The 22,004-nt window shown below is 64.3% G+C and carries 17 protein-coding genes; 12 read left to right on the top strand and 5 right to left on the bottom strand.

The features are described 5' to 3' along the window. Positions 1-23 precede the first annotated feature (23 nt). A complete protein-coding gene (locus tag HA399_RS15940) occupies positions 24-3,008 on the bottom strand; it encodes an insulinase family protein (RefSeq protein WP_404325481.1) in 2,985 nt (994 codons plus the stop codon). Between the two features lie 140 nt (positions 3,009-3,148). Beyond that, entirely contained in the window at positions 3,149-3,859 is a 711-nt protein-coding gene (locus tag HA399_RS15935) for an SOS response-associated peptidase (protein WP_240548645.1), read from the bottom strand. Positions 3,860-4,154: 295 nt separating this feature from the next. Here HA399_RS15935 and HA399_RS15930 point away from each other — a divergent pair, with 295 nt between their 5' ends. Further along, the gene (locus HA399_RS15930; RefSeq protein WP_404325480.1) at positions 4,155-4,799 is read left to right on the top strand and encodes a TetR/AcrR family transcriptional regulator; all 645 of its coding nucleotides are present in this window, start codon (positions 4,155-4,157) and stop codon (positions 4,797-4,799) included. Then, positions 4,796-6,688 carry an MFS transporter gene (locus HA399_RS15925; protein WP_192839485.1) on the top strand — a complete coding sequence of 631 codons (1,893 nt, stop codon included), beginning with the start codon at positions 4,796-4,798 and terminating at the stop codon, positions 6,686-6,688. The genes HA399_RS15930 and HA399_RS15925 overlap by 4 nt, the downstream gene beginning before the upstream one ends. A 123-nt stretch (positions 6,689-6,811) precedes the next feature. Here the strand turns inward: HA399_RS15925 and HA399_RS15920 are convergent, their stop codons facing one another. The 3 genes from HA399_RS15920 to HA399_RS15910 form a co-directional block, all read right to left on the bottom strand. Continuing rightward, positions 6,812-8,047, bottom strand: coding sequence for a multidrug effflux MFS transporter (locus HA399_RS15920; protein ID WP_303595307.1), 1,236 nt, complete (start codon positions 8,045-8,047; stop codon positions 6,812-6,814). Between the two features lie 319 nt (positions 8,048-8,366). Continuing rightward, positions 8,367-9,644: an HlyC/CorC family transporter gene (locus tag HA399_RS15915; RefSeq protein ID WP_043336457.1), complete on the bottom strand. Its 1,278-nt coding sequence runs from the start codon at positions 9,642-9,644 to the stop codon at positions 8,367-8,369. A 99-nt stretch (positions 9,645-9,743) separates the two neighbouring features. Beyond that, positions 9,744-10,541, bottom strand: coding sequence for an inner membrane protein YpjD (locus HA399_RS15910; protein WP_043336454.1), 798 nt, complete (start codon positions 10,539-10,541; stop codon positions 9,744-9,746). A gap of 384 nt (positions 10,542-10,925) precedes the next feature. Between HA399_RS15910 and ffh the strand changes: the two genes are divergently transcribed. The 10 genes from ffh (at position 10,926) to HA399_RS15860 (ending at position 21,689) form a co-directional block, all read left to right on the top strand. Then, positions 10,926-12,362 (top strand): signal recognition particle protein, encoded by a 1,437-nt coding sequence (gene ffh, locus HA399_RS15905; RefSeq protein WP_054557273.1) that lies wholly within the window; start codon positions 10,926-10,928, stop codon positions 12,360-12,362. 223 nt (positions 12,363-12,585) lie between these two features. Further along, on the top strand, positions 12,586-12,837 hold the full coding sequence (gene rpsP, locus HA399_RS15900) for a 30S ribosomal protein S16 (protein ID WP_043336448.1): 252 nt from the start codon (positions 12,586-12,588) through the stop codon (positions 12,835-12,837). Positions 12,838-12,844: 7 nt separating this feature from the next. Next, complete coding sequence (rimM, locus tag HA399_RS15895) at positions 12,845-13,411, top strand: ribosome maturation factor RimM (protein WP_082388946.1); 567 nt, start codon at positions 12,845-12,847, stop codon at positions 13,409-13,411. A 25-nt stretch (positions 13,412-13,436) separates the two neighbouring features. After that, entirely contained in the window at positions 13,437-14,189 is a 753-nt protein-coding gene (gene trmD, locus HA399_RS15890) for a tRNA (guanosine(37)-N1)-methyltransferase TrmD (RefSeq protein WP_043336440.1), read from the top strand. 196 nt (positions 14,190-14,385) lie between these two features. Further along, the gene (gene rplS / locus HA399_RS15885) at positions 14,386-14,742 is read left to right on the top strand and encodes a 50S ribosomal protein L19 (RefSeq protein WP_043336437.1); all 357 of its coding nucleotides are present in this window, start codon (positions 14,386-14,388) and stop codon (positions 14,740-14,742) included. A gap of 270 nt (positions 14,743-15,012) precedes the next feature. After that, complete coding sequence (gene xerD, locus HA399_RS15880) at positions 15,013-15,918, top strand: site-specific tyrosine recombinase XerD (protein WP_404326998.1); 906 nt, start codon at positions 15,013-15,015, stop codon at positions 15,916-15,918. Positions 15,919-15,957: 39 nt separating this feature from the next. After that, positions 15,958-16,728 carry a DsbC family protein gene (locus HA399_RS15875; protein ID WP_043336436.1) on the top strand — a complete coding sequence of 257 codons (771 nt, stop codon included), beginning with the start codon at positions 15,958-15,960 and terminating at the stop codon, positions 16,726-16,728. 172 nt (positions 16,729-16,900) lie between these two features. Continuing rightward, positions 16,901-18,217, top strand: coding sequence for a homoserine dehydrogenase (locus HA399_RS15870; RefSeq protein WP_225347368.1), 1,317 nt, complete (start codon positions 16,901-16,903; stop codon positions 18,215-18,217). 115 nt (positions 18,218-18,332) lie between these two features. Then, positions 18,333-19,724 (top strand): threonine synthase, encoded by a 1,392-nt coding sequence (gene thrC / locus HA399_RS15865; RefSeq protein WP_043336430.1) that lies wholly within the window; start codon positions 18,333-18,335, stop codon positions 19,722-19,724. Positions 19,725-19,883: 159 nt separating this feature from the next. Beyond that, complete coding sequence (locus HA399_RS15860; protein ID WP_404326997.1) at positions 19,884-21,689, top strand: DHH family phosphoesterase; 1,806 nt, start codon at positions 19,884-19,886, stop codon at positions 21,687-21,689. Positions 21,690-22,004: the final 315 nt, after the last annotated feature.

The following is a 22,004-nucleotide window of genomic DNA, read 5'->3' as shown; positions in this document are numbered from 1 at the left end:
AGCCGCTGGCGGGCCGGCGAGACTCAATGCTGGGCATTGCCGCTGGCCTCGGCAGAGGGTGCCGCCAGGGTCGCGCCTGTCTCGGCGCGTGGCGCCTCGGGCAGCGGCGGCAGGTCCAGTTCCGTGAGGCGCTGGTCGAAGTCGCTGGGCGTGCCGGGGTCGAAGGCCAGTTCCAGCGCGCTGGAGTCATTCAGCTGCTGCCAGATGACGCGGATATCCTGCGCGCTGACCTGCTCGACGGCCGCGACCAGTTGCTGGCGGCGGTCAAAGCCTGTCCAGCCGAAGCTCAGCTCGCTCCAGTTGCGCGCTGCCAGCTCGGACAGCTTGCGGGGCTTCTGGGTCAGGCTGTCGACGACGGCGTCGCGGTAGCTGGCAAGCGTGGCCTCATCCAGCGACTGCACGCGGCTGTCGAAGCGGGTGAGGAAGGCATCCATGCGCGAAAACAGCGTCTTGCTGTCCTTGGATGGCGACTGCACCAGCAGGCTCAGCCCCGGCGCATCGAGCATGGGCGAATAGCGCGCGGAGACGATATAGCCGAGTTGCTCCTCGGTGCGCAGCTGGCTGTAGAAGGGCGCTTCGAGCAGCTGACCCAGCACCGCGATGCGGGCCTGGGACTGCAGCGTACGGTCCTTGCCCTGCAGGTAGCGCAGGGCACCGGCATCGCCGCGTGTGCTGTCCGGGCGCAGTACCGTGTGCTGGGTGACCTGACGCACTTCCAGGTCTGGCACCGCCTCGCGCGTGATGCGCGGCGCAAGCCCGTTGATCACCAGCTGGCCGGTCTCGCGGGCCTGGTCGGCGGTCAGGTTGCCGGTCACCATCGCCTGCACGTGCAGCTTGGCAAGGAAGCGCTTGCGGAAGCTGTCCAGTGACTGGGCGTCGATCTTGTCCAGGGCCGCCAGTTGTTGCTCGGCGGTGCTCGGCAGGCCGACCAGCGTTTCACTGAGGCTGCGGCCCAGGCGCGTGTAGAGCGGTGCCTGAGCGCGGTTCTGCAGGCTGCGACGCAGGCGTTGAGTGATGCGCTCCAGGGTGGCGGGGGCCATCTCGCCGTTCACCAGCTGGTCGAGCACTTCACGCATTTCCGGCTGCTGACCATCACGCCAGCCACTGAACTGTAGGGTGATGCCACGCCCATGGGCATAGACCAGCGCATCCTGCCCCGCCAGACGTGCCGGATACAGACGCGCGTTGAGGCTGTCATTCAGCCACGCCGCCAGCACCTGACTCATGGCCTGGTCATCCACCGAGCGACTGACGTCGGGATTGAGCAGACCGAAGCGCCATTCGGCCTTCGGCACGCCGAAGCTCGCATCGCCCTGATACCAGAGCTCGGCACCGGGCTCATCGATCAACTGGCTCGGCTTGGCGTCGGCCAGGTCGAGTACGCGGAAGTCCTTGGCCAGATAGGGGTTGGGCCTGGGCAGCGCCAGCTGGCTGGCCAGGGTGTCGTCGCCGGCGGTCTGAGCAGCGGCATCCGCCGTCAGGCGCGTCAGGGTGTAGGGCGCCTTGAACCACTCGCCCTGCTGATCCCCCTCCACCTGCGGGCCGGAGTAGACCTCCAGCAGGTTGTCGGGTGTCAGACGAGCGAGGGTGTCCTTGATCAGGTCCGGGTCGAAGTCCTGCATCAGGTAGGGCGCCGCCAGCACGTCCTCGATCGGGTAGCGCGTCATCATCATCGCCAGATTGCTGGCCAGATTGACCGGCGAGCTGCGCTGCTGGAAGCGGAAACTCTGCTCGCCCAGCTGTGCCTGTTCGGTATAGCGCCAGTCGTTGATGCCCTCAGCGCGGATCAGCGCCAGGTAGTCGAACAGCGCGGCACGGATCTCCGCCTGATGCTGCGCGCCTTCCGGGGTCAGGCTGATGTCGACGCTGAGCAGGGCATGCTCGCCATCACTGAGGCCACCGCCGGCCGAGAGGCCATCTGCCCAGCCCTTGTCCTTGAGCGCTGCCAGCAGACTGCCTTCGCCTTCGTGACCGATCAGGTTGGCCAGGTAGCTGACCGGCTGTGAGCGGTAGTGGGCAATCGGGTCGTCGATGGGGAACATGAACGACAGCTTGCGCTCCTGCTTGAGCGCCTTGACCTCAAGGCGAGCCGGCAGCTCGTCACCGCTGGCCAGGGGCGTGGTGATCTCGGGGCGCGACAGTCCACGGTCGGGCACATCACTGAAGTTGTCGCGTGCCAGCTGTTCGAGCGTTGCCAGCGACTGCGGCCCGACCAGTGACAGGCGCATCACGTTGGCGCCGTAGTGAGCCTGATAGAAGTCGACCAGTCGCTGGCGCAGGCTGCCGGCCTCGGTGTCCTTGAGGGTTTCGAGGCTGCCGACACTGAAGCGGTTGAAGGGGTGTTCCGGGTTGAGGGCCGCTTCGACAGCCTCGTAGATACGGCGGCCATCGTCCTGCAGGCGCGCCTGATACTCGGAATTGACCGCATGGCGCTCGCGATCCACGTAGTCGGCATTGAACTGCGGCGCGACGAAGAAGCGTGCAAAGCGCGGCAGTGCCTCATCGAAGGCATCCGGGTCGATGTCGAAGAAGTAGTTGGTGTCCTGGCTGGCGGTGAAGGCGTTGTGCTGGCCGCCATGTTTGGTGATGAAGTCCTGGTAGGCATCCGGCTTCGGATAGCGATCGGTGCCGAGGAACAGCATGTGCTCCAGGAAGTGTGCCAGCCCCGGGACATCGTCGGGGTCCTGGGCGCTGCCGACTTCGACATCGACGGCGGCGGCGGCCTTGTCGGCCTTGGCATCACTGACCAGCAGGACCTTGAGGCCGTTGTCGAGGGTCAGGCTGCGATAGAGTCGCTGGTCGTTCTCGCTCTTGATGACGGGACTGGCCTGCTCGGCTCTGGCGGGCGCCGTGCTTGAGGCGGAGTTGGCGGCCGGCGCGAGGGACGACGCGGGCGCAGAAGTCGGGCGGGTATCGGCATGGCTGATGGCCGGCGCCAGACCACTCATGACGATGGCGGCAATGGCCGTGCTCAGTGCAAGAGGGCGAAATCCTGAAGGCAGTGACATCTTCTCTCCTGATTCATGCCACCGCTGCTCGGGCAGGTGGCGCTGACTCGGTGATGGTTCTCATTGGGCGAACATGCGCGCGAGGCGGTAGAGCGATGCAGTGCCGCCATCCTCGATACGTGCCGTCGGCGCAGGCGGATTCAGGTCAGCATCGGGCCGGTGGGGTGGGCGACGCTCCACTCCTGATGCTCGGGGTCGTTGACGAGGCGTGCGACCGGGAAGGCGGCCAGGTTGGCGTTCGGCGTCAGCATGCTGCGTACCGTCTCCAGCGGCGTCTCGGCATTCAGCCAGTCGCGTACCTGATGCGGCGCAATCACGGCGGGCATGCGATCGGTCAGGCGTGACGTGACCCCGGCACACTCGACACTGATCAGCGCGAAGCTGTCGCGCCCCTCGGGGGGCAGCCCCTCCATCAGGGGGGCGCTGAAGTGGCGCGTCCACAGGGCGGCCAGCAACAGCGGGGCGCGGGTCGGGTGCGTGACCAGAAACGGCTGCTTCATGCGCGGTTGTTCCTTCCACACATAGACACCGCCGACGGGGATCAGTGCCCGCTGGCTGATGAACGACTCGCGGAACATGCGTCGCGTTTCCAGCGACTCTGCCCGCGCCACGTGCGGGGCGTGGTCCATGATCTCCAGCCAGCTGGGAGTCAGGCCCCAGAGTGCCGGCACCAGGCGCAGGCGGGGGCCTTCCAGTCGCAGCATCGAGGCGGGCATGCGCGGGGCGCGATTGGCGCTGACCAGCAGTTCGCTGCGCAACTGGCGTTCGAGCGCGGGAGTCGCCAGCGACCCGAACAGTTCGTCGGGGGGCAGGTCAGCGGGGTAGGGGGGAATATACAGACGACCGGCCACGAGAATCCTTTGAGGCGATGAGGCGAAGGGAACATGCAGCGGCAGCTGCTGCCTGAGATGGGGTGTGGATCGCGCTGCACGCCACGGATGCCAGCATGCCACACCTTGGTGGTGCTTGCGTTTGTGCTCAGTCTCGATATGCTGGACGGAAACACTGTTCGATTCAATGACCGATACGGGGTGCTCCAAGAGATGCCCGCTAGGCGTCGCAACCCTTTGCCCACCCGTGCTGTCCGAACACACACCGCGTCAGATTCGCTACGCGGTAACGCATCTCAAGCATCAGAGGAATTCGATGGCCCGTCCACGTCAGCATGCACCGGAAGCGCTGCATGCGCGGGTAATGGAGACCTGCGATGAATGGCTCAAAGAGCAGCCCGTTCACGCCCTGTCTCTGCGCAACCTGGCCCGCGAAGTCGGTTGTGCGCCCAGCACCCTGCTCAAGCTCTATGGCAGCTTCGGCAACCTGCTCCAGCACGTCAATCTGGCGACGCTGGACAGGCTGCGCGATGCGATAGCCGGACAGGAGACGCCGAGTCCTTCGGAGCGCCTCAAGGCCCTGGCGCGCGCCTACTGGGGCTTCGCCCAGCGCGACCCTTACCGCTGGCAGCTGCTGTTCGACTTCCCGCTCGCCCAGGAAGGGGAGCTGGACCAGCGTCAGAACGCGATGATCGAAGGGCTGTTCGAACGTGTGGAGGGGGCCTTGGTCGAGTACGCCCCACGCGTCGAGTCCGTCGAGGCCAAGCGCATGGCGCGCACGCTGTGGGGTAGCGTGCACGGTCTGGTGCAGCTGGGCATGAACGAGCGTCTGGGACTCTGGCAGGGGCAGCCACTGGAAGTGACGGAGCTGCTCGATCAGTTGCTGGACACCATGTTGGCGGGGCTCAAGGTACGCAGCGAGGCTGCGTGTGCGGGGGATGCCACGGAAGCTGGCCAATGAGTCGAGAACTGCTCCGGCGACCCCGTTTTGCGCCCTTCTTCTGGACCCAGGCCCTCGGGGCCTTCAATGACAATCTGTTCAAGAACGCCTTGCTGCTGCTGATGACCTTCGTGGTCATCGAGCAACGGGGCTGGGACACCGGCATCGTCAACAATCTGGCGGCCGGTCTGTTCATCCTGCCTTTTCTGCTGTTCTCCGCCTGGGGCGGCCTGTTGGCTGACCGCCTCGACAAGCAGCGCCTGATCGTACGACTCAAGTGGCTGGAGCTGGCCACCATGAGCGTGGCGGCCGGTGCCTTGATCTTCGAAGCCTGGGAGTTGCTGCTGGCGCTGCTGTTCATGATGGGCACCCAGTCGGCGCTCTTCGGCCCGGTCAAGTACGCCATCCTGCCCCAGCACCTCAAGCCGGATGAGCTGGTCAGCGGCAATGCCTGGGTCGAGCTGGGCACCTTCCTCGCCATCCTGATCGGTACCCTTGCCGCCGCGGCCTTGATGGCGCTGGGCGGCGAGCTGGCACGCTGGGCGCTCTCCGCGTCGCTGGTCTCCCTGTCCCTGCTGGGCGTGATGGCGGCCGGCAAGATTCCGCCGGCACCCTCCGCTTCGCCCGGCCCCGTGCCGTGGCGTCCGCTCTCCGGCAGCATCGCAGTGATGCGTGAAGGGCTGAGCAACCGCCGGCTACGCTGGGCGCTGCTGGGCATCAGTGCCTTCTGGTTCCTCGGCGCCAGCTATCTGACGCAATTGCCGGCCTATGCGCGCGATATCGTGCATGGGGCCGAAGGGGCGACCTCTGCCTTGCTGGCGGCCTTCGCCATCGGCATCGGCCTGGGGTCGCTGGCCTGTGAGCGTGTCTCGCGCGGGCGTCTCGAGACGGGACTGGTGCCCTTCGGCGCGCTGATCATCTTCGCTGGCGGGCTGGATCTTGCCCTGCGCCCGGCACTGGCCGAGGCGCAGATGGCCACGCCCTTGATCGAGCTGCTGGGCATCGCCGGTTTCTGGCGCATGTGGCTGGATCTCGGCGTCATCGGCTTCGGCGGCGGCCTCTATATCGTGCCGCTTTACACCCTGCTGCAGATCCGCAGTCCTGAAGATCACCGCGCGCGCATGATCGCCGCCAACAACGTGCTCAATGCTCTGCTGATGGTGCTGTCGGCCGGTGCCGGCATTCTGGTGCTGGGCGTGATGGGGCGCGATATCCCGGACTTCCTGCTGCTGCTGTCCCTGATCAGCGGGCTGATCGCGGTGGTCTGCATGCTGCGTGACCCGCGGCCCTTCCTGCGCCTCAATATCTTCATCCTCATCCATCTGATGTATCGCCTGCACCTCAAGGGGCGCTGGCGGATACCGGCGGAAGGGGCGGCGCTGGTGGTGTGCAATCACGTCAGCTTCATGGATGCGCTGATTCTGGGCGGGGCCAGTCCGCGCCCGCTGCGTTTCCTGATGGATGCCGAGATCTATCACTCGCCGTGGCTGAAGTGGTTCTTCCGCATCGCCGGGGCGATTCCGGTGGACTCCTCGCGCAAGGACCCGGCAGGGGTGCGCCGCTCGCTGGAGGAAGTCGGCAAGGCGCTACGCGAGGGAGAAGTCGTGATGATCTTCCCCGAGGGCAAGCTGACGCGCGACGGTGAGGTCGGTCGCTTCCGGCGCGGGCTGGAGCTGATTCTGGCGCGTGACCCGGTGCCGGTGATTCCGATGGCGCTGGGCGGCCTGTGGGGCTCCTGGTTCTCCCACGGCGGCGGGCCTGCCTTCGCCAAGTTTCCGCGGCGCCTGCGCGGGCGGGTAGAGCTGTGCGTCGGGCGTACCTTCGACCCTGTCGGCACCAAGGCGGTGGAGCTCGAAGAGGCGGTGCGTGATCTGCATCGCAAGGCGACACGCCTGGCGCGCTCCCGCTAGCCGCTCACTTTTTTTCAGTGCTGCATGAAAATGCCGCCCATGCCGACACGATCGTCAGGCAGGGGCGGCATTTCACGTTCTGGCGACCAGCAGATAGCCACTGGTGGTGAGCGCGGCGTCGCGTCAGTCGCTGGACTGCTCGGAGGGAGCGGTGTGGCGCGTGACCCAGAAGCCGAAGCCGCCGATGGCCCAGGCGCCCAGCATGACCAGCGGCACCGCCAGCATGTCATCGCCGCTCAGCCACAGGCTGGCCAGGGCGCCATAGAGACCGCCGCCGAGATACAGCACCGTGCCGGAGATGGCATTGGCGGCACCATGGCCACGTGCGAACAGCGACTGGTAGTCGGCCATCACGTTGGGCGTGATCATGCCGCCGGCGCCCAGCACGAACAGGATGCCCGGAATCAGGGTGGCGACCTGGACGTTGTCGGTGATGACCAGCGAGATCAGCCAGGTGATGCCGATCCCCTGCATGCACAGCGCCACCTGAACCAGCTTGCGCGTGCGCAGATGCTTGAGGCCGAAGTGGTTGAGGCGGTTGCCGATCAGCATCGCGCCGACATTGGCGCCGAAGGCCAGCGCGAACTCACCGGAGTTCAGCCCCAGCACGCCCTGATAGAGATAGCTCGCGTTGGTCAGGAAGGTGAACATGATGCCGGGTCCGCACAGCAGCAGCATCAGGTGCCCGGGGACGCCGCGCGTGGTCAGTACCGTGCGATAGCTGGCCAATGCGCCGCGCAGGCTGAGCGGTGAACGCTCGCTGGCAGGCAGGGTCTCCGGCAGCCATTGGCGAATGGCGACTCCGGCGATCACGCCATAGACGGCCAGGCCGATGAAGACCATCTGCCAGGTGCTCAGTGCCAGGATGAGAGCGCCGAGGCTGGGGGCGACCAGCGGTGCTGCCATCAGCACCATCATGACGTTGGTCATCAGGCGCGCGGCGTCCTTGCCGGTCGCGACATCGCGCACCACGGTGCGAGAGACGCCGCCGGTCATGCCGGTCGCGATCCCCTGCAGGACACGGAAGACCATCAGCCATTCCAGGCTATGCGTCATGGCGCAGCCGAGACTCGCGATCAAGAACAGCACGATGCCGCCCAGCGCGATCGGGCGACGGCCCAGGCTGTCCGACAGCGGGCCACCACTCAGCTGACCGAAGGCGTAGCCGGCCAGAAAGAAGGTGATGGTCAGGCCGAGACGGGAGTGATCGACACCGAATTCCGCGGCCATGGCGGGGATGGCGGGCAGGAAGGCATCCATCGATAGCGGGGCGAGGGCCACCATCAGGGCCAGCAGCACGGTGAAGTGAGGTTGTCGATGCAGGGCGGGGGACGCCGTTGGGGCGGAAGCTGAAGTCATGAGGGCCATTTGAAGGTTGTGGGGCATTGCAGGGGGAGCGGTGAGTCAGCCTGCTCTGGCGCAGGTCCGTGACGTCTGGCGCTGACGGGCAGCGCGAACGCGCACAGCATAGCGTGGGTTCGGGCCGCTTGCGTGTCGTGGTCTGCAACACCGTATTGCAGCTGGATCTTGCACCTGAGCACCGAGCACCGAGCACCTGAATACCTGAGCACCTGAAAATGAGCACTTGGGCGAGTTGCCGTGCCCCAGACGCGACAGGCCCGCCAATTGGCGGGCCTGTCGTCGAGAGTGCCGTGCTGCGTGGCAATGCGGGTGGGCCTCAGCTGCGCGTGGTGCGAGCCGCCTGCCAGCAGCGTGCCGAGGTGATCTGGTTGTCCTTCACCTGCTGGATCTCGATGCGCGTGGTGCCGATGGCGAGACTGGCCGGGGCATCCGGGAAGGATTCCAGATGTTCCAGAATCAGGCCGTTGAGCGTCTTGGGGCCGTCAGTCGGCAGCTGCCAGCCGATGGCCTTGTTGATCTCGCGGATGTTGGCGGTGCCTTCGATCACGTAGCTGCCGTTGTCCTGCGGGTGGATCTCCTGATGCGTACCGGCAACATCGGTGGTGAACTCGCCGACGATCTCCTCGAGGATGTCCTCCAGCGTCGCCAGCCCCTGCACATCGCCATACTCGTCGACCACGATGCCGATGCGGCGCTTCTGCTTCTGGAAGTTGAGCAGCTGGGTATGCAGCGGCGTGGATTCCGGGATGAAGTAGGGCTCGCGGGCTTCCTGGATGATGGAGGCCTTGGTGACCTCGTCCAGCGACAGGAAGCGCGCCGCGTTGCGCAGGTGCAGGATGCCGATGATGTTGTTGATGTCACCCTTGTAGACCGGCACCCGCGTGTGCTGACTGGCGCGGATATGGCTGAGGATGATGTCGAGATCATCGTCCAGGTCGATGCCGAAGATCTCCTGACGCGGCACCATGATGTCATCGACGGTGACGTTCTCGAGATCGAGAATCGACAGCAGCATGCCCTGGTGGCGACGCGGGATCATGCTGCCGGCTTCGTGGACCACGGTGCGCAGCTCGTCACGGGTCAGGCTGTCGGCGCCGCCGCTGACATCGCGCACGCCGAACAGGCGCAACAGGCCATTGGAGATGCCATTGACCAGCCAGACCAGCGGGTAGAGCAGCTTGAGCAACGGTTCCAGCACCAGCGAGGCCGGATAGGCGATGCGCTCCGGGTTCACGGCGGCCATGGTCTTGGGCGTCACTTCGGCAAAGATCAGCACCACGATGGTCAGCACGGCGGTCGAGACGGCCGGGCCCGAGACATCACCGAAGTAATGGATCGCGATGATGGTCGCCAGCGAGGCGGCCAGGTTGTTGACGAAGTTGTTGCCGATCAGGATGACGCCGATCAGGCGGTCCGGACGGGAAAGCAGGCGGGTAACACGCTTGGCGCCGCGCTCACCGCCCTTGGCGCGGTGACTGAGACGGTAGCGGTTGATCGACATCATGCCGGTCTCGGAACTCGAGAAGAAGGCAGACAGGATGATCAGGATGACCAGTAGGCCGAACAGCAGCCCCAACGGGGTGTCGTCGCTCAAGAGTGAAGGGTCCTCGGTGGCGGATTTAGGCGCATGATACTGACACGCTCGCTGCAATGCATCAGGCGCAGCGAGCGATCTCTGTCGGGGTGGCAGGGCTTAGTGGGAAAATACCACTTGCAGCACGAACTTGGTGCCGAAGAAGGCCAGCGCCAGTACCAGGCAGCCGCCCAGTGTCCAGCGGGCGGCACGCTGGCCGCGCCAGCCCAGCACGTGATGCCCGAACAGCAGCACGGCGAAGATGATCCAGGCACCGAGGCTGAGCACCGTCTTGTGAGCCAGATGCTGGGCGAACATGTTGTCCAGATAGATGGTGCCGCTGATGATCGACACGCTGAGCAGGATCATGCCGGCCCAGATCAGCTCGAACAGCGCGCGTTCCATGCTGGTCAGTGCCGGCAGCACCTGGACGATGCCGCGGGTATGGCGCTTCTTGAGCGCGTGCTGTTGCAGCGACAGCAGTCCGGCCTGCATGGCCGCGATGCTGAAGAAGGCCAATGCCGCCACCGAGGTGAAGATGTGGGCGACCAGGCCGGGGGAGAGCGGGTTCTCGGTGGTGGCGCTCGGCAGGTTCATCACGCCGAGCACGCAGGCGGCGGCGACCGGGAACAGCGCCGCGCCCCCGGCGATCACCGGCTTGAACAGGCTGGCGATGACCAGCAGCAGGCAGATGGCCCAGCTGACCAGCGACGCGCTCTCGAACAGTCCGAGGTGCAGCGCGCCACCGTGGTTGAGCGTGACCCAGACGATGACGGCATGGCAGGCGACGGCGATCAGCGCCAGACTGCGCACCAGACGCGTGCGTGCCGGGACGCGGCGTGTCAGGGTAAGGCCCTGCCAGAGGCCGGCGCCGAGATAGAAGATGATGGCCAGAAAGGCAAAAGGCAGAGCCTGCATGTGCTGTTGTCCAGGTGCCGGAGGGTAGCGGGAGATCAGGCCTCGCTTGAGGCACTGTCTATCTGCAGAGACTATACCGAATGCGCCGCCGGGATTGCATCCACTCGCGGTGTCCTGTCGCGTGCTCTCGCGGGCGATGAGGCCTGCGCGGCGACAGACTCCGCATTGCATGACGATTGTCGGCGCTGCTTCCTTCATACATGTCATCGCCAGGATGGCGACTTGCAAGCCTTGCATGCATGGAGACACGGCCGCCCTGTGCGTATAATGCGCGACAGGATAACCATTCACGCGCTGGGGCGTCATGCCGTGCGCCGGTCACGAGGTGGCTTACGCCCTCGTCCCCGCAGCGCGGACCCCAGACGTCCCTAGCCGGAGAGGCCCATGTTTCAAAGTTTGAGTGATCGCCTGTCGCATACGCTGAAGTCGATTACCGGCCAGGCCAAGCTGACGGAAGACAACATCAAGGACACCCTGCGCGAAGTGCGCAAGGCGTTGCTTGAAGCCGATGTCGCGCTGCCGGTGGTCAAGGCCTTCATCGAGCGAGTGCGCGAACGTGCCGTCGGTCAGGAAGTGTCCAAGAGCCTGTCGCCGGGCCAGCAGTTCGTCAAGATCGTCCAGCAGGAGCTGGAAGCGATCATGGGCGAAGCCAATGAAGGTCTGACGCTCAAGGGCAGTCCGGCCGTCATTCTGATGGCAGGCCTGCAGGGTGCGGGCAAGACGACCACCGTCGCCAAGCTGGCACGCTACCTGCGCGAGCGCGAGAAGAAGAAGGTGCTGGTGGTCTCGGCCGACGTCTATCGTCCGGCCGCCATCGACCAGCTGGAAACGCTGGCCAAGGAAGTCGGGGTCGATTTCTTCCCCTCCGACTCCTCCCAGCAGCCGGTGGCCATCGCCGAAGCGGCGATGAAGCACGCGCGTATCCAGTTCCACGACGTGGTGCTGGTCGATACCGCCGGTCGCCTGCATGTCGATGCCGACATGATGGACGAGATCGCCGCCCTGCACCGCAGCGTCAATCCCGACGAGACGCTGTTCGTCGTCGATGCGATGACCGGCCAGGATGCCGCCAACACCGCCAAGGCCTTCCATGAAGCCTTGCCGCTGACCGGTGTCGTGCTGACCAAGGCCGACGGTGATGCGCGTGGCGGTGCGGCCCTGTCCGTGCGTCACATTACCGGCAAGCCGATCAAGTTCATGGGCATGGGGGAGAAGGTCGACGCCCTCGAACCCTTCCACCCGGACCGTATCGCCTCGCGCATCCTCGGCATGGGCGACATGCTGTCGCTGATCGAGGAAGCCGAGCGCACTGTCGACAAGAGCAAGGCCGAGCAGCTGGCCAGCAAGGTCAAGAAAGGCGAAGGCTTCGATCTCGAGGACTTCCGTGACCAGCTCCAGCAGCTCAAGAACATGGGTGGCATGGGCAGTCTGATGTCCAAGCTGCCGGGCATGGGTCAGCTGGCGGAAGTCGCCCAGAGCCAGGCCAGCGAGAAGGAGCTGGGCAAGCTCGAGGCGATGATCAACTCCATGACGCCCAAGGAACGCCGCAACCCCGACCTCATCAACGGGTCGCGCAAGCGCCGCATCTGCATGGGCTCCGGTACCCAGGTGCCGGACCTCAACCGTCTGCTCAAGCAGCACAAGCAGATGGCCAAGATGATGAAGAAGGCCGGCAAGAAAGGTGGCATGCAGAAGATGATGCGTGGCATGTCCGGCATGATGGGCGGTGGCGGTGGTCCTGGCGGCCCCGGCGGTATGGGTGGCATGGGCGGTATGGGTGGCCCCGGCGGCATGGGCGGCGGACGCTTCCCGCGTCGCTGATTGCTGACCCGATGCCCGATGCAGCGCTGATGAGACATGGGCGCTGACACCAGGAATTGCGCTCCGTGGCACGTCCCGTGTCGCGGAGCGTGTGTATGGCCTTGGAAAAAGGTTTCCAAGGCTTGCCAATTTCCGTAGAATGTCGCCTCTTCGTGTGGACCCTCCATGCGAAGACGAGTTCTGTGGCACGATTTTCACTTCAACACGAAGGACAGATTACGCAATGGTTACCATTCGTCTGGCACGTGGTGGCGCCAAGAAGCGTCCCTTCTACCACCTCGCTGTGGCTGATTCCCGCACAGCCCGTGATGGCCGCTTCATCGAGCGCGTCGGCTTCTTCAACCCGGTCGCTCGCGGCCAGGAAGAGCGTCTGCGCGTCGATCTCGAGCGCGTCGCTCACTGGCAGCAGCAGGGCGCACAGGTCTCTGACCGTGTCGCTCAGCTGATCAAGGAAGCTGGCAAGCAGCAGGCTTGATTCCAGGATGCCTACTCAACCGAACAACCCGCAGCCGACCGCAGCGTCATCGCATGACGATGATGTCGTGGTAATGGGGAAGCTTACCAGCCCCTATGGCGTCAAAGGCTGGCTCAAGGTGTATTCCTACACCAGCCCGATTGACGGCATCTTCGATTACGCTGGCTGGATGCTGAAGCTGGACGGGAAGCAGATTCCTGCCCGCCTCGCTCAGGCACGTCGCCATGGCAAGGGCCTGGTGGCACAGCTCGAAGGTATCGACAGTCGCGAAGCAGCACAGGAGCTGGCCGGGGCGGAGATTCTCCTGCCCAAGCAGCACCTGCCGCAGCTGGAAGTCGGTGAGTACTACTGGCATCAACTGGAAGGTCTCGAGGTGGTAACGCTGGATGGCCAGCGCCTCGGGAAAGTGAGCACCCTGATGGAAACCGGTGCCAACGACGTTCTGGTGATAAAGCCGAACGACGACAGCATCGATGAGAAGGAACGGCTCGTGCCGTACCTTCCCGATCAGGTGGTTCGCGATGTGGATCTCACCACTGGGCGCATGAGCGTCGACTGGGATCCCGAATTCTGATGTTAAGCACAGAGAGCTGACGCCTGTGTGGATTGGTGTAGTGAGCCTGTTTCCGGAAATGTTCACGGCGATTACCGCCAGTGGCGTGACCGGCCGAGCGGTCGACAAGGGCCTGCTCGAGGTCGATTTCTGGAATCCTCGCGACTACGCCACCGACAGGCACCGTACGGTCGATGATCGTCCCTACGGCGGTGGTCCCGGCATGTTGATGAAGGTCGAGACCCTGCGTGGCGCCATTCGTGACGCCCGCGCCGCTGGCGGTGATAACGCTCGTGTGATCTATCTCTCCCCGCAAGGCCGCAAGCTGGATCAGGCCGGTGCCCGCGAACTGGCGACGCAAGAGCGTCTGATCGTGGTGGCCGGACGCTATGAAGGCATTGATGAGCGCGTGGTGGAAGAGGAGATCGATGAGGAGTGGTCGATCGGCGATTACGTCCTGTCTGGCGGGGAACTGCCGGCCATGGTCCTGATCGATACGGTGGCACGCCTGGTGCCGGGCGTACTCGGGCATGAAGCCAGCGCGGAGGAGGATTCCTTCACCGATGGCCTGCTCGATTGTCCGCACTATACCCGCCCTGAAGTCATCGACGGCAAGCGGGTGCCGGATGTTCTGCTCAGTGGCAATCATGCCCTGATCAAGCGCTGGCGGTTGCAGCAGTCTCTGGGACGTACCTGGCTCAGGCGTCCGGATTTGCTGGAGAGTCGCACGTTGACTCGTGAGGAGCGCAAGCTGCTCGACGAGTTCATCGCGCAGCACGCCCGGAAAGGCAAGGCCTGACCGCTGCGAACCGAAGGTTCGCTGTCAGGAGAAGGCCGCCACCGTGGCGGAGGTGCGGCACGGCCCGGAGTCATCTTGCGGGAGTTCCGTGGCGCGTCACACACAAGGTCGATCCCCGTGTTCAAGGCCGTTTGCGGTGCCGGGGTCATGACGAACATCAATCCCAGGATTGATGCTAACGAATTTGGAGCTAGCGATGAGCAGCAAGAATAAACTGATCCAGGCGATCGAAAACGAGCAGATGGCCAAGGAAATCCCGGCCTTTGCACCGGGCGACACCATCGTCGTCCAGGTCAAGGTCGTCGAAGGTACTCGCGAGCGTCTGCAGGCCTTCGAAGGCGTGGTGATCGGCAAGCGTAACCGCGGTCTGAACTCCGCCTTCACCGTCCGCAAGATCTCCCACGGTGTGGGCGTCGAGCGTACCTTCCAGACTTACAGCCCGCAGGTTGCCGCTATCGACGTCAAGCGTCGTGGTGACGTCCGTCAGGCCAAGCTGTACTACCTCCGTGAGCGTAGCGGCAAGTCTGCACGCATCAAGGAAAAGCTGGGCTAAGCGCTCCGCATTCCCTGACTGCAGAACTCGGCAGTACTGCGGGGGAGCGAATTGCCACTTGCTCCTCCGCCATATGAAGACCCCGCCATGCATCGCATGGCGGGGTCTTCGTGTTTGTGCACCAGGGAAATCCGCTGTGACTTGCAGCGGGTTCATTTCATCGTCAGGGCATCACGGTAGAATCGAGGCTCACGCAGGCCCGGTGCCGCGGTACATGACGGCCACGGCGAGCGCGGATGGCACGTCATTGAGGACGGGGAAGCGGGAATGATGGACGACGATGTGTTGGTTGAGGCCTTTCTCGATACGTTGTGGCTAGAGCGGGGTGCCAGTGACAATACGCTCGGCGCCTATCGCAGTGATCTCACGGCCTGGCGGTGCTGGTTGGCCGATCAGGCGGAGACGGGCGCTGACACGCTGCCGTTGCTGAGCGTGGCACCGCAGCAGGTGCAGGCCTTCTGTGACTCGCGGCGTGAGTCGCATGCGCTGCGCTCTACGGCGCGTCTGCTGTCGGCATTGCGGCGCTTCTATCGCTGGGCGCTGGCCGAAGGCATGATCGAGGCGGACCCGCTGCATGAGGTGCGCCTGCCGCGCGTGATTCCCAGCCTGCCGGGCACGCTGGATGAGGAGGAGGTCGAGCGCCTGCTGGAGGCGCCGGATCTCGAGACGCCCATCGGGCTGCGTGACCGCACCATGCTCGAAGTGCTCTATGGAGCGGGCCTGCGCATCAGCGAGCTGGTCAACCTGAGTGTCGATGCGCTCAATCTGCGCCAGGGCGTCGTGCGTGTCACCGGCAAGGGCGATCGTGAGCGGCTGGTGCCGCTGGGCGAGGAGGCCTGTGACTGGTTGTCACGCTGGCTGTCCGTTGGCCGACCTGCGATGATGGCCGACCAGACGCGCCCGGCACTGTTTCCCGGCCGACACGACAAGGCCATGACGCGACAGACCTTCTGGCATCGCATCCGGCGTCACGCCGTGACTGCGGCCATCAGCAAGCCTCTGTCACCGCATACGCTGCGCCATGCCTTCGCCACGCACCTGCTCAATCACGGTGCCAACCTGCGTGTCGTGCAGCTGTTGCTGGGACATCGTGATCTTTCCACGACCCAGATCTATACCCATGTGGCCCAGGCGCGTCTGGAGCGTCTGCATGCCGAACATCATCCGCGTGGCTGAGTGTCCTTCCCTCTGCGCGCGGACGCCAAGGAGTGTTTGATGAGCAAGTCTTTCCGTCGTCCGCAGGCCCTGTCCCGTGCGATCCGCCTCCTGAGCGCCGGCGCCATGCTGACGCTTGTGGCGCCATTGGCCCAGGCTGATGCGCTGGATGATCTGCGCGACAAGCTCGTCGTCAATGGCCAGCCGCTGCCGGTCGAATCACTGGCCTCAAGCCCCATCGACGGCCTCTATGAGGTGCGCCTGACCAGTGGCGAGAGCTTCTTTACCGATATCGACGGCAAGCATCTGATCGTGGGTGAGATGTACCGCAACGATGGCGACAAGGGGCTGGTCAATCTCAGCGAGCAGAAGGCCAATGGCGAGCGCCTCGAGCTGCTGGCCGAGGTCAGTGAAGATGATATGGTCATCTTCCGCCCGGCGGGTGAGGTCAAGGCGGTGATCAGTGTCTTCACCGATACCACCTGCCCGTATTGCCGCAAGCTGCACCAGGAAGTGCCGGAGCTCAATGCACGTGGCATCGAAGTGCGCTATCTGGCCTTCCCGCGCGGTGGCATGCGCTCGCAGGGCGCGCGTGAGCTGGCGCAGGTGTGGTGTGCGGACAATCCCACCGAGGCGATGAACCAGATCAAGAATGAAGGCGAAGTGCCCAAGCAGGCGGCCAGCTGCGATGCGCCGGTGCAAAGCCAGTATCAGCTGGGCACGCGCATGGGGGTGCAGGGTACCCCGGCCATCGTGATGCCGGATGGCCAGATGGTGCCGGGCTACCTGCCGGTGGAGCGTCTTGCCAGCATGCTGGGCATTGATGACTGAGCCACAGGCGACAAGACTGCGCGTTGACAGGGCGTCCTGCCTTGCTACCGTGGTCACGACAGACGTACGTGCAGGATGTCTGGATAATAGACCGACGTGAGATCGGCAAGGCCGTCGCTGACAGTGGCGCGGCCCTCAAGGCTGGATACCGTAACAAGAGAGGAAAGCGACGTTGAAACCGGTGAAAGTAGGAATCTGTGGTCTAGGGACCGTAGGCGGCGGCACTTATAACGTGCTGATTCGCAATGCCGATGAGATTGCGCGTCGTGCTGGACGCCCGATCATCGTCGAACAGGTCGGCGCACGACGCGACAATCCTGACTGCGATATCACCGGCGTCAGCCGCACGCATGACATCTTCGAGGTCGCGCGCAATCCCGAGGTCGATGTGCTGGTCGAGCTGATCGGCGGCTACGATGTCGCCTATCAGCTGGTGATGGAAGCCATCGCCAACGGCAAGCATGTCGTGACCGCCAACAAGGCGCTGATCGCCGTCCACGGCAACGAGATCTTCCGTGCCGCGGCTGAGAAGGGCGTGATGGTGGCCTTCGAAGCCGCAGTGGCCGGTGGCATTCCCGTCATCAAGTCGCTGCGTGAAGGCCTGGGGGCCAACCGCATCCAGTGGCTGGCCGGCATCATCAACGGCACCGGCAACTTCATCCTCAGCGCGATGCGTGATGAAGGTCGCAGCTTCGAGGACGTGCTGGCCGAGGCGCAGGCGCTGGGCTATGCCGAAGCCGATCCGACCTTCGATGTCGAAGGCATCGATGCCGCGCACAAGCTGACCATCCTGGCCTCCATCGCCTTCGGTGTGCCGCTGCAGTTCGACAAGGCCTACACCGAAGGCATCTCGCGCATCACGGCCGAGGACATCGAGCAGGCCGATAACCTGGGCTACATCATCAAGCATCTGGGCATCACCCGCGCCACGGCCAAGGGCCTCGAGCTGCGCGTGCATCCGACGCTGATTCCCAAGGGACGTCTGCTGGCCAATGTGCATGGCGTCAAGAATGCCATCGAGGTGATGGGCGACGCTGTCGGCCCGACCCTTTATTACGGTGCCGGCGCCGGTGCCGAGCCGACGGCCTCTGCCGTGGTCGCGGACCTGCTCGACGTGGCGCGCGATATCGCCACCGACCACCGCTACCGTGTGCCGTATCTGGCCTTCGCCGAGATCAATCAGCACGGCGACACCCTGCCGATCCTGCCGATGGAAGAGATCGAGACGGCCTGCTATCTGCGTCTGCACGCAGTGGACCGCCCGGGCGTGTTGGCGCGTGTCGCGTCGATCCTCTCCGAGCAGGGCATCTCCATCGAGGCGATCATCCAGAAGGAAGCCACCGAAGGGGAGCTGGTGCCGATCATTCTGCTCACGCACCGTGCGCGCGAACTGCACATGAATGAAGCGATTCGCCAGCTGGAAGCGCTGGTGGATGTCGCCGGTTCCGTGGTGCGCATTCGTGTCGAGGATCTCGACGACAACGCCTGATCGCGGGCAAACGGGGCGGGGCTATCGACGGTGATGGCACCGCCCCGCTGGGCAGCCGGCGCAGGCCGGAAGAGCAAGAATCATAACGGTGGCAAGAGCCACGGGAAGACACGACATGCGTTATATCTCCACGCGCGGCCAGGCGCCGGCGCTCGGTTTTGAAGATGTGGTTCTCACGGGGCTTGCCAGCGATGGCGGCCTGTACGTGCCGGAAACCCTGCCGCAGTTCAGCGCCGAAGAGCTGACGGCGATGGCCGGTGAGTCCTACGCGGAAATCGCCTTCCGTGTCATGAAGCCCTTCGTCGATGGCGCCATCGATGACGAAACCTTCCGTGACATCGTGCGCGAGACCTACGCGACCTTCAGTCACGATGCCGTCGTGCCGCTCAATCAGCTCGACAGCAACCATTACCTGCTGGAGCTGTTCCACGGCCCGACACTGGCCTTCAAGGATGTCGCGCTGCAGCTGCTGGGACGCCTGCTGGATCACTTCCTCGCCAAGCGCGGCGAGCGTGCGGTGATCATGGGTGCGACCTCCGGTGATACCGGTTCTGCCGCCATCGAAGGCTGCCGTGCCTGCGATCATGTGGATATCTTCATTCTGCATCCGCACAACCGTGTCTCCGAAGTGCAGCGTCGCCAGATGACCTCCGTGCTGGCGCCCAACGTCTTCAACATCGCCATCGAAGGCAACTTCGATGATGCCCAGGCGATGGTGAAGGCCAGCTTCGCCGATCAGGACTTCCTGAACGGCACGCGTCTGGTCGCGGTCAACTCGATCAACTGGGCGCGCATCATGGCCCAGACCGTCTACTACGTGGCCGCCGGTGTGGCGCTGGGCGCTCCGGCGCGTCAGGTCAGCTTCACGGTGCCGTCGGCCAACTTCGGCAACATCTTTGCCGGTTATCTGGCCTCGCGCATGGGGCTGCCGGTGCGCCAGCTGGTGATCGCCACCAACGCCAACGACATCCTGCATCGCACCATCTCCTCCAATGACTTCTCGCGTCAGGAGCTGAAGGCGACGCTGGCACCGTCGATGGATATCGTGGTGTCCTCCAACTTCGAGCGCCTGCTGTTCGAAGCCTATGGCCGCGATGGTCAGGCGATCCGTGAGCTGCTCGAGCACTTCTCGCGGGAACCGGCAGCACTGGCGGATGCCCCGCTGGCGAAGCTGCGTGAGCTGTTCTCCAGCCACAGTGTCGATGACGAGACGATCCTCGAGGTCATCCGTGAGGCGCACCATCGCACCGGTGAGATTCTCGATCCGCATACGGCAACCGGCTATCGTGCGGCTGAGGTCTGCCGCACCGATAGCGCGACGCCGATGATCACGCTGGCGACGGCGCATCCGGCCAAGTTTGCCGAAGCCGTGGCGCGTGCCGGCTTTGCTGGCGTCGATCTGCCGCCGCATCTGCATGACCTGCTGGAGCGCGAGGAGCGTTACAGCGTACTGCCGGCGGAGTTGGCGGCAGTGCAGGACTTCGTGCGCGAGAATCGCCGCGGGTGATTGCAGCAACTGCCGGTTGGCCCGCTCGGGGTGATCGGCAGTCATCTTTTCATGGCCGTCATGTCTGCAGTTCGCTGCCGAGATGACGGCCATGTCGTTTGTCAGGAGCTCTTCATGTCTGTCACTTCCCCCGTGTCGCCCCCATTCTCTCAAGACTCCATGAGCCGTCCGGACGAGCGCACGCTTGCGGCCAGCATTGCGCGGGTCATTCAGCCGCGCGTGCGTGACGAGCGTCTCTATCAGCAGGGCATCGCGACCGGGCTCAGCGAATTGCAGGCGCGTGTGCTGGCAGGGCGCCTGACGCTGGAGAGCTGCAAGGCCCCCCTGGAGGCGCTGGTCACGCCGGCGCTGCGGCATATCGAGCATCCCGAACGGCTGGCCGATGGCCGGCGCGCGGCAGAGCGCATCGCGCGCGCCGTCGCCGAGGGGGAGCATATCGGCATCCTCACCGACTATGACGTAGATGGCATCACCTCGCATGTGGTGATGTTGCGCACGCTGACCGAGCTGTTCGATGTGCCTTACGACCGCGTGCACAGTCTGATCGGCCATCGCATCCATGATGGTTATGGCATCAGTCTGCCGCTGGTCGAGCGCATCATGACGCTGTCACCGCGTCCGTCTCTGATCGTGACCGCGGACTGCGGCTCCAGTGATGAGGCGCGTCTGGCGTTGCTCAAGGAGGCGGGGATAGAGGTGGTGGTGACGGATCACCATGCGTTGCCTCAGGAAGGGCCGCCGGCTTCCGCCTACGCGACCGTCAATCCGACGCGAGATGACTGCGCCTATCCCGACGCGACCATTGCCGGCTGCATGGTCGCCTGGCTGACGATGTCACTGACCCGCAATGTCCTGATCGAGCAGGGCAGGTTGCCGAGCGATGCCCCCAAGCTGTCGCCGTGGCTGTCGTATGTGGCGCTGGGGACGGTGGCGGACTGTGTGTCACTGGGGGGCAGTGCGATCAATCGCGCGGTGGTCAATCTGGGCCTCACGCTGATCAACCGCATGCAGGAACCCTGCTGGCGCGCAATGGCAGAACGGCTCGGGGCGGATAGCGTGCCCTTCAATGGCGAGACGCTGGCCTTCCAGATGGGGCCGCGTATCAATGCCCGCTCGCGTCTGGATGACCCGTACGCCGCGCTGCATTTCATGTTGGCGCGGGAAGATGACGCGGCGCAGCGTGCGCTGGAAGTGCTCGATCAGGACAACCAGTCCCGCAAGGCGATCGAAGCCGAGATGGTCGAGTCGGCGCGTGCCCTGGCGCTTACCTCCTTGCGGGAAGGGCATCAGGTGATCGTGGTCCATCTGGAGGATGGTCATCCCGGGGTGCAGGGTATTGTCGCTTCGCGCCTGGTGCAGCAGTTCGGGCGACCGACCGTCGTGCTGACACCAGCTGCGGTGCCCGGCATGTTGACAGGCTCCGGGCGCTCCATCGAAGGATTGCACCTGCGGGATGCGTTGCAGCGCGCCCATGATCTCGCGCCGCAGTGCCTGCCGCGCTTCGGTGGGCATCGCGGCGCCGCCGGCGTGGGCTTGCCGCTGACGGAAAGGGATACCTTCACTCGTGCCCTGCAACAGGCTGCCGCGGAGCAGTTGGGGGAGAGGGCGCTCAATCCCTTGATTCTCAGTGATGGTGAACTGGTGGAAGGGCAGTTGAGTCTGGAGACGTTGGATGAGCTCGAGCGTCTTGCGCCCTTCGGGCGTGAGTTCGAGGCGCCTCTCTTCGAGGGCAGCTTCCTGGTCGAGAGCCTCAGGCCGGTAGGCGCCGATGGCACGCACCTGTCATTGGAACTCTCGCTCGGGCGTACGCGCCTCAAGGCGATCTGGTTCCGTGCGCTGTCACCGGGGGATTCACCGGCATTTGGCGTCGGGGCCTCTCTGAAGTGTGCTTACAAGTTGTCGCGCAATCGCTGGCGGGGGAGAGAGTCACTGCAGTTGATGCTGGAGCACGCAGTGCCTGCATGAGCTTGTTTGCATTGACAGGGATATCTGGCCAAAAAGCCCTTGCCATCAAACCGATTCCTGCGTAAAGTACGCATCCGCTGCCGGGGACGCATGGCGTTACCAGCGGTGAAAGAGATTTGCAGGTGATTGTTTTGCTTGATGTTTTTGAAGCCCGCTTCGAAATCATCGATTGACAATCCCGGGCGATTCGCTAGAATACGCCGCACTCCTTACGGAACAGGTGATCGAGCAGCGCTCCTCACCGCTTGATGATGCTTAGAGGCAGTCGACTGACTCATCATCAAGTGCTTGACTTCTCAAGCGTTCCGGGTAGAA

Source organism: Cobetia sp. UIB-001, assembly GCF_044789135.1.
Classification (GTDB): domain Bacteria; phylum Pseudomonadota; class Gammaproteobacteria; order Pseudomonadales; family Halomonadaceae; genus Cobetia; species Cobetia amphilecti.
This window is presented reverse-complemented; position numbering and strand designations above follow the sequence as displayed.